Origin of the sequence: Nocardiopsis sp. NPDC006198 (genome assembly GCF_040613895.1) — a bacterium.
Lineage (GTDB): Bacteria > Actinomycetota > Actinomycetes > Streptosporangiales > Streptosporangiaceae > Nocardiopsis > Nocardiopsis tropica.
Map to the genome: position 1 here is coordinate 1 of NZ_JBEXSY010000116.1, position 8,597 is coordinate 8,597.

Genomic DNA, 8,597 nt, shown 5'->3' on the forward strand with positions numbered 1-8,597 from the left:
GTCACCCGACTCCCACTTGCTGTTGACCTGGAGCGCGAAGATCAGGCCGATGATGCCGACCACGGTGCGCCCGACGCGGATGTGCCGGGAACAACAGCGGGATTCGTTCGACCTCCGCCCTGGGTGGGGGTTGACTGGAGGGGACGAGTCCACGCGGCGATACTTGGTACACCTTGAGACGATCGAGAGAGTTGATGAATCCGTCTACCGCCCTGGCGCGGGTCCTCGTCGACGAGCTGGCCCGAGGCGGCCTGGTCGAGGCCGTGGTCGCGCCGGGGTCGCGCTCGACACCGCTCGCCCTGGCCCTCGTCGCCCACCCCGAGATCCGCGTCCACGTGCGCGTCGACGAGCGCTCCGCCTCGTTCCTGGCACTCGGCCTGGCCCGTGCGGCCCGGCGCCCGGTGGCGGTGGTGTGCACCTCCGGTACGGCGGCCGCCAACCTCCACCCGGCTGTGATGGAGGCCGACGAGAGCGCGGTGCCCCTGCTGGTGCTGACCGCCGACCGGCCTCCGGAGCTGCGGGGCACCGGCGCCAACCAGACGGTGGACCAGATCGGCCTGTACGGCGGCGCCGTGCGCATGTTCGCCGAGGTGGGCACCCCCGACCCGGTGCCGGGGATGGTCGCCTACTGGCGCTCCCTGGCCTGCCGCGCCTGGGGCGCGGCGGTGGGGGGCAGACCCGGGCCGGTCCACCTCAACGTGGCCTTCCGCGACCCCCTGACCCCCGACGACTCCGCCGACGCGTGGCCCGAGCCCCTGGAGGGGCGTCCGGACCGCCGGCCGTGGATCAACCGCCCCGGACCGCCCTCCCCTCCCGAACCCTTCGTCCTGCCCGCCGCGGAGCGCGGCGTGATCGTGTGCGGCGACGGCGACTACGACCCGGTGCCGTTCCTGGCGCTGGCCGAGCTGACCGGGTGGCCGCTCCTGGCCGAGCCCACCTCCAACGCGCGCAGGGGGGACGCCGTCTCCACCTACCGCCAGCTCCTGGCCTCGCCCCGCTTCGTCTCCGGGCAGGCCCCGGAACTGGTGGTGAGCGTGGGGCGCCCGAACCTGTCCCGCCAGATCCTGGCGTTCCTGCGCAGGGCCGAGCGGCACGTCGCGGTGACCGCCGGAGCGGTGGGAGACCCCGCGGGCAGCCTGGCCAACGCGTTCTCCGACCCGGCCCGCACCGCCACCGACGTGGTCGCGGCGGTCGCGCCGCCGGCGGGCCTGGACCCGGCCTCCCCGCCGCGCACGGCGTGGTCCGAGAGGTGGCGGCTCGCCGAGGCCGCCGCGCGCGGCGCGCTGGACGCGGTCCTGGACGGGGACGAGGTGCTGAGCGAGCCCAGGCTCGCCCGCGACCTGGCCTCCCACCTGTCCGCGGGCTCGCTGCTGTTCGCCGGGTCGAGCATGCCCATCCGCGATCTGGACGCCACCATGCGGGCGCGCTGCGGCGTGCGCCTGGTCGGCAACCGGGGCGTGAGCGGGATCGACGGCACCGTGTCCACCGCCGTGGGCGCCGCGCTCGCCCACCAGGGCGCGGACGGCGGCCAGGCCTACGCGCTGCTGGGCGACCTGGCGCTGTTGCACGACCAGAACGGCCTGATCATCGGCCCGGGGGAGCCCCGGCCCGACCTGGCCGTCGTGGTGGTCAACAACGACGGGGGCGGGATCTTCTCCGGCCTGGAGCAGGCGGGGCACCCCGACTTCGAGCGGGTCTTCGGCACGCCGCACGGGGTGTCGATGGAGCGTGTGGCGGCCGTGGCCGACCTGCCCTACACGCGGCTGGAGTGGGCCACCGACCTGCCCAAGGCGCTCCTGGGGGAGGGCCTGCGGGTCATCGAGGTGTGCACGAAGAGACCGGACAGCGCCGCGCTGCGCCGCAGGCTGCAGTCGGCGGTGGACGCGGCGGTCGAAGCGGCCCTGTGAGGACCTGCCGGAGCCGTCGCACGCGACCGGCGCCGGCCTCGCGTGCGCGACCGTGACACGGGCCGCGGGTCCCGTCCCGCGGCCCCTCCGGGGCGGGGACGGCCGCGGTGCGGTCGCGGAGGGGCGTGTTGACGGAGCCCTCGCGGGCACCGTCCGGACCACGGCCCGCCGCGGTGTCGGCCCCCGCACGGGGCCCGGATCCGCGGAGGCACGCCCCGGCCGCGCCGACCGGCGGAGCCGGGACGCCCCCGCCCGGCCCGCCGCCCTCCCACCTGCGCCTATCCTGTGGGCCATGGCCGAACACGCGAGGCCACCGTTGAGCGGCGACCTCGCCCAGCGCGTGGTCGACCTGATCGCCCCGACGATCAGCCACAACATCAACGTGATGGACGAGCACGGCACCATCATCGCCTGCCTGGACCCCGACCGGCGCGGCACCCTCCACCGCGGCGCCCAGAGAGTGATCGCCGAGGGGCGCGGGGTGCTCGTCACATCCCCCGAACCGGGCACCTCCGACCGGCCCGGGGCCAACGAACCCCTGGTGGTGGACGGTGAGCTGCGCGGTGTGGTCGGGGTGACGGGGGACCCGCACGAGGTCGCTCCGCTGGCCCGGGTCGTCGCGCTGACCGTCCAGCTCCTCCTCGCCCAGGAGTACGAGCAGGACGCGGTCACCCGGCGCCACACCGAGGCCCGCGACCTCATCGCCGCCCTCAGCTCGGGCACCGCCCGCCCTGCGGCGGCCCGGGCCCGGCTGGCCGCCGCCGGGCTCGCCCCGCCCTGGTCGCTGGCCCTGTGGGCGGCCGCCGCCCCGCGCCCGGACGGCTCCGCCGCCCCTCCCGGCCTGGCCGAGACGGCCGTGGTCCGCATCAACGCCGACGCCGGGCACCGGGCCGCCGTCCTGCACGGGGCCCTCTGGCTGGTCGGTTCCGGTGCCGCCCCCGCGCCGCGCGCCCCGGGCCTGCCGCCGGAGAGCCGCCACACCGCCACCGCGCCCACCGACGACGTCGGCGTCCTGCTCGCCCACGCGGAGGAGGCGCGCGCCCTGTGCCGCTACGCCGGGCTGATCCCCGCCGCGGCGAGCGGCGTGCCGTGGTCGCGGACGATCGCCGTGGCCGTCGCCCACCTGCCCCCGCGCACCCTGGAGAACCTGGCGGGAAGGGTCGCGGAGCTCAACGGCGCGCTGCGCCGCACGGTCGTGGCGGTGGCCTCGACGACCTCGATGCAGGCCGCGGCGGACTCGGTGTACGTCCACCGCAACACCCTGCTCCAGCGGGTGGAGCGGATCCGGTCCGTGACGGGTCTGGACATCCGCCGGGCCGACCACCTGACCACGCTCCAGATGGCCCTGTACGCGTGTGACGCCCTGGGCGAAACGCACACAGGGTTCACATAAACTCCCAGGAAGACTGGGCGAATCACCGTCGAAACGCACCGGTGATGTGCTTAGGCTCTCCTGCATGTCCACAGCGTTTCGCACACATGACGAGGCATCCCCCCTCCGCGTCGCCATCATCCCGGACTCCTTCAAGGGGAGTGCCGGGGCGGTGGACGTGGCGGCGGCGATGGCCCGGGGCGTCCAGGACGCCTTCGACGAGCAGGGCACGCCGGTGGCGGTCCGGACCCTGCCCTTCGCCGACGGCGGCGAGGGCACCCTCGACGCCCTGCTCGGCGCCTGGGGCACGACCGCGCTGACCGCGGACACCACCGACGCCCTCGGCAGGCCCGTCCGGGCCAGGTACGGGCTCTCCCCCGACCACCTGACGGGCGTCATCGAGGCCGCCGAGGCCAACGGGCTGCCCGCGGTCTCCGACGTCCCCCTCCGGCCGCTGACCGCGACCACACGGGGCATCGGTCCCCTGGTGTCGTCGCTGCTGGACGCGGGTGTGGAGGAGATCCTCCTGTGCATCGGCGGCTCCGCCACCACCGACGGGGGCACCGGCCTCCTCGCCGCGCTGGGGGCGCGCTTCCTCGACGCGGACGGCTCCGAGCTCCCCGACGGGGGCGGGGCCCTCACCGGCCTCGACCGCGTCGACCTCGACGGGCTCGACCCCCGCGCCCGCCGCGTGCGCTGGCGCATCGCCTGCGACGTCACCAACCCCCTGCTCGGCGACGAGGGCGCGGCCGCCGTCTTCGGCCCGCAGAAGGGCGCCTCCCCCGAGGACGTGCGAACCCTGGACGCCGGACTGCGCCGCCTGGCCGACGTGCTCGCCGAGGCCTCCGGGACCGACGTCCGCGACCTCCCCGGGATGGGGGCCGCCGGCGGCCTGCCCGCGGGGCTGACCGCGCTCCTGGGCGCCGAGGTCGTCCCCGGCTCCCGCATGGTCGCCGACGTCCTGGGCGCCGAGGAGCTCCTCTCCCGGGCCGACCTCGTCCTCACCGGGGAGGGGTCCTTCGACGGCCAGTCCCTGGCCGGGAAGGTCGTCGACGCGGTGCGCCGCCTCACCCCCGCCGACCGCCCCGTCGTGGTGATCGCCGGCCGGGTCGCGGTCTCCGCCGAGGAGCTCCGCCGCTCGGGCATCACCGCCGCCTTCTCCATCGCGCGGGGCCCGGGCTCCCTGGAACAGATGCAGGACGAGGCGCTCCCCGGCATCACCTGGGCCGCCTACAACTGCTGCCGGCTCCTCGCGAACAGCTTCACCCGACCCGTACATCCCTAAGGAAAACCGCACGTGACCGCGCTCCTGATCCTCATCGTCCTCGTGGCGGGCATCGTGCTCGCCACAGCGCGCTGGAAGGTCAACCCCTTCCTCGCGCTCATGGGCGCCGCCATCCTCGGCGCCTTCGCCTTCCGCCTTCCGCTCGGCGAGATCGTCACCACCGTGACGACGGCCTTCGGAAGCACCATGGGCAACATCGGCCTGGTGATCCTCTTCGGCACCATGATCGGTGTGATCCTGGAGCGCTCCGGCGCCGCCATCTCCATGGCCGAGGCGCTGATCCGGCTGATCGGCACCCGGTTCCCGAACCTGACGATGACGCTGATCGGCTACATCGTCTCCATCCCCGTGTTCTGCGACTCGGGGTACGTGGTCCTCAACTCGCTGCGCAAGGCGGTCACCCTGCGCACGGGCGTGTCCTCTCTCGCCACGGCCATCGCGCTGATGACCGGCCTGTACTCGACGCACACGCTGGTGCCGCCGACCCCGGGCCCGCTCGCCGCCGCCGAGAACATCGGCATCTCCGACAACCTGGGCATGCTCATCGCCCTGGGCCTCCCGGTCGCCGCCGTGGCCGCCCTCGCGGGGCTGGCCTACGCGACCGTGTTCTCCCGCCGCGACTTCACGCCGCTGCCCCCCGAGAGCGACGACGACATCACCACGCAGACCTACGAGGAGCTGCGCGAGAGCTACGGCCGCCTGCCCAACGCCTTCGCCGCGTTCCTGCCGATCCTGCTGCCGCTGGTGCTCATCTGCGCCTCCTCGGTGGTCAACCTCCCCGGCCGGCCGATCGGCGAGGGGACCGCCTTCGACATCGTCACGTTCCTGGGCACCCCGGTCATCGCGCTCGTCATCGGCCTCCTGGCCGCGACGACCCTCCTGCGCGGCTCGGGCAAGCTGACCCGGTTCAACGAGCAGATGCACGAGTCGATCCGCGTCGCCGCCCCGATCCTGCTCATCACCGGTGCGGGCGCCTCCTTCGGCGCCGTGCTGGCGGCCTCCCCGCTGACCGGCTTCCTGTCCGAGAACCTGGCCGGACTCGGCATCGGCCTGGCCGTGCCGTTCCTGATCGCCGCGGCGCTCAAGACCGCCCAGGGCTCGTCCACCGTGTCGATCGTGAGCACCTCCGCGCTGATCGCGCCGATGCTCGGCTCGCTCGGGCTCGCCTCCCCCGAGGGGATGGTCCTGACCGTGCTCGCCGTGGGCGCGGGCGCGATGGTGGTCTCGCACGCCAACGACTCCTACTTCTGGGTGGTCTCCCAGCTCAGCCGCATCCCGGTGGCGACGGCCTACCGCACCCTCACGGTGGCGACCGCCGTCGAGGGCGTCGCCGCCTTCGCCGCGATCCAGGTGCTGGCCCTCTTCCTGCTGTGACCCGCCTCGGCGCGCCCCGGCCCGCACGGCCGGCGGCGCGCCGGTCCGCGTCGCGTCCGCCCCCGCCGGGACCCCCGGCGGGGGCGGACGCGTCTTCGGCCCCTGCCGGCCGCGGCGCGCGCCCACGCGGAGGCGCGCACACCCCGACCGCGGGACGTGCGGGCGGGAGCGGGACCGGTTCCGACGGGGATCCACACGGACAGGTGACCGGGCGTGGCACGTAGGACACGGGGCGTCCGACGTGTGAGGATCGCGGCGTAAGTCGACGGTGGGTGCCCTGACGACCGTGGAGCGTGACCGACCCAGGGATGCGGTGGAGTTGTAGGGGCGTTCACCTCGGTTTCACCTGTGCGAGTGGAACCTCGGCCAAGGTCGAGAGCGTCCGGCGGGAGGCCCGCCGGACGAGAACGACCCGCGCGCTCCGACCCGACCCCGCACGTTGGCGGAGCGCACGGGAGCAGAGACGATCCCCAAGGAGAAGGTGTGCCCGAATCCGCGCCCCGCCGCCCGCTGCCGCTGCTCGGCCAGGTAGGGGGCGGTCGCTCCCGCGCGACATGCGCCCTGCGCTGTGGCGACGCCTGCTTCCACCCCGCCCCCAACACCAGCGCCAACCCCTACTTCGGCGACATCTTCCAGAAGGCCCTCTCGCGCCGCAGCGCCCTGCGCGCCGGAGCGGTCGGCGCGGGCGTCTCCGCCCTCGGCCTCTCCGCCCTGGGCACCGCGGCCGCCGACCGCGGGCCCGGACGCCCCCACCCCGCGCCCCGGCCGACCTTCACGAGCGTGCAGACCAACACCGACGACAAGGTCACCATCCCCCGGGGCTACGACCAGCACGTCATCATCCGCTGGGGAGACCCCGTCCTGCCCGGGGCCCCCGAGTTCGACGTCGACGCCCAGACGGCCGAGGCCCAGGAGCAGCAGTTCGGCTACAACTGCGACTACGTGGGCTTCCACCAGCTCGACGACGACAACGGCCTGCTGTGGGTCAACCACGAGTACACCAACGAGGAACTGATGTTCCCCGGGTACACGGACGGCGCGACCGCGGACGAGGAGCACGTCAGGATCGCCATGGCCGCCCACGGCGGGTCCATCGTGGAGCTGAAGCGCCACGCCGGCACCGGCGAGTGGCGCCTGGCCGACGGGGAGCGCGCCTTCAACCGGCGGCTCACCGCCTCCACCCCGATGCGCCTGACCGGCCCCGCCGCGGGGCACGAGCTGCTCAGAACCCAGGACGACCCGGACGGCACCCTGGTCAAGGGCATGCTCAACAACTGCGCGGGCGGGATGACCCCCTGGGGCACCTTCCTCAGCGCGGAGGAGAACTTCAACCAGTACTTCAGCAACGCCCCCGCCGACGCCCCCAACGCCCGGTACGGCATGGGGACCGGCCTCGCCGGCCGCCGCTGGGACCGGTTCGAGGAGCGCTTCGACCTGGCCAAGCACCCCAACGAGGCCAACCGGTTCGGCTACATCGTCGAGATCGACCCGCTGGACCCGGGGTCGGAGCCGCTCAAGCGCACCATGCTCGGCCGCTTCAAGCACGAGGGCGCCACGATCCGGATCACCGACGACGGCCGCGTGGCCGCGTACATGGGCGACGACGAGCGCTTCGACTACATGTACAAGTTCGTGAGCGCGAAGAAGTACGTCGAGGGCTCGCGCCGCCACAACCTCACCCTGCTGGACACCGGGACCCTCTACGTGGCCCGCCTGACCGGCAACAGCCCGGCCGAGGAGTTCGACGGCTCCGGGGCGCTCCCCGAGGACGGCGAGTTCGACGGCAGCGGCGAGTGGATCGCCCTGTGCACCGACACCGAGAGCTTCGTGCCCGGGTTCAGCGTCGCCGAGGTCCTGGTGCGCACGCGGCTCGCCGCCGACACCGTGGGCGCCACCAAGATGGACCGGCCCGAGGACTTCGAGCCGAGCCCCGTCACCGGCAAGGTCTACTGCGCGCTGACCAACAACTCCGCCCGAGAGCCCGGCCAGGCCGACGAGCCCAACCCGCGCGGCCCCAACAAGCACGGCCACATCCTGGAGATCGTGGAGGCGGGCTCGGACGCCGGGGCCACGGAGTTCGCCTGGAACGTGCCCATCGTCTGCGGCAACCCCGAGGACGAGGACACCTACTACGCGGGCTTCGACAAGTCCAAGGTCATGCCGATCTCGGCGCCGGACAACCTGACCTTCGACAAGGACGGCAACCTCTGGATCTCCACGGACGGCCAGCCCGGCGCGCTGGGCATCAACGACGCCCTGCACGTGGTCCCCGTCGAGGGCCGCTTCCGGGGTGAGCTGAGGACCTTCGCCACCGTCCCGGTCGGCGCGGAGGCCTGCGGCCCGCTCATCTCGAAGGACAACAAGACGGTGTTCCTCGCCCCGCAGCACCCCGGCGACGGGGGCACCCTGGCGGAGCCCACCAGCACGTGGCCCGACGGCGACTTCCCGCGCCCGTCCGTGGTGTGCATCTGGCACACCGCCGGGCGCGACGTCGGCAGGTAGACCCCCTCCCCGAGGGAGGGCGCGGGAGGCCGGCCCCGGCTCCGTCGTGGGGGTTGCCGGGCCGGTCGCTCCCGCAGGCGGCCGTGTGCGCACCGCGCACCGGGTGCGCTGTTCGGGGCCACGGTTCAGCTGGGAGAGCGCCACGACGGGGACCTCG

At 74.2% G+C, this 8,597-nt stretch carries 5 protein-coding genes; all 5 read left to right on the forward strand.

Annotated elements, in window-relative coordinates:
- Positions 1 to 194 precede the first annotated feature (194 nt).
- The 5 genes from menD to ABZ234_RS33550 all read left to right on the forward strand — a co-directional run bounded on the left by menD (position 195) and on the right by ABZ234_RS33550 (position 8,440).
- Complete coding sequence (menD, locus tag ABZ234_RS33530) at positions 195 to 1,907, forward strand: 2-succinyl-5-enolpyruvyl-6-hydroxy-3-cyclohexene-1-carboxylic-acid synthase (protein ID WP_355014721.1); 1,713 nt, start codon at positions 195 to 197, stop codon at positions 1,905 to 1,907.
- A 292-nt stretch (positions 1,908 to 2,199) separates the two neighbouring features.
- Positions 2,200 to 3,300: a sugar diacid recognition domain-containing protein gene (locus ABZ234_RS33535; RefSeq protein ID WP_355014722.1), complete on the forward strand. Its 1,101-nt coding sequence runs from the start codon at positions 2,200 to 2,202 to the stop codon at positions 3,298 to 3,300.
- 64 nt (positions 3,301 to 3,364) lie between these two features.
- The gene (locus ABZ234_RS33540; protein WP_355014723.1) at positions 3,365 to 4,564 is read left to right on the forward strand and encodes a glycerate kinase; all 1,200 of its coding nucleotides are present in this window, start codon (positions 3,365 to 3,367) and stop codon (positions 4,562 to 4,564) included.
- Between the two features lie 12 nt (positions 4,565 to 4,576).
- Entirely contained in the window at positions 4,577 to 5,938 is a 1,362-nt protein-coding gene (locus ABZ234_RS33545) for a GntP family permease (protein ID WP_355014724.1), read from the forward strand.
- 483 nt (positions 5,939 to 6,421) lie between these two features.
- A complete protein-coding gene (locus tag ABZ234_RS33550; RefSeq protein WP_355014725.1) occupies positions 6,422 to 8,440 on the forward strand; it encodes a PhoX family phosphatase in 2,019 nt (672 codons plus the stop codon).
- Positions 8,441 to 8,597 lie beyond the last annotated feature (157 nt).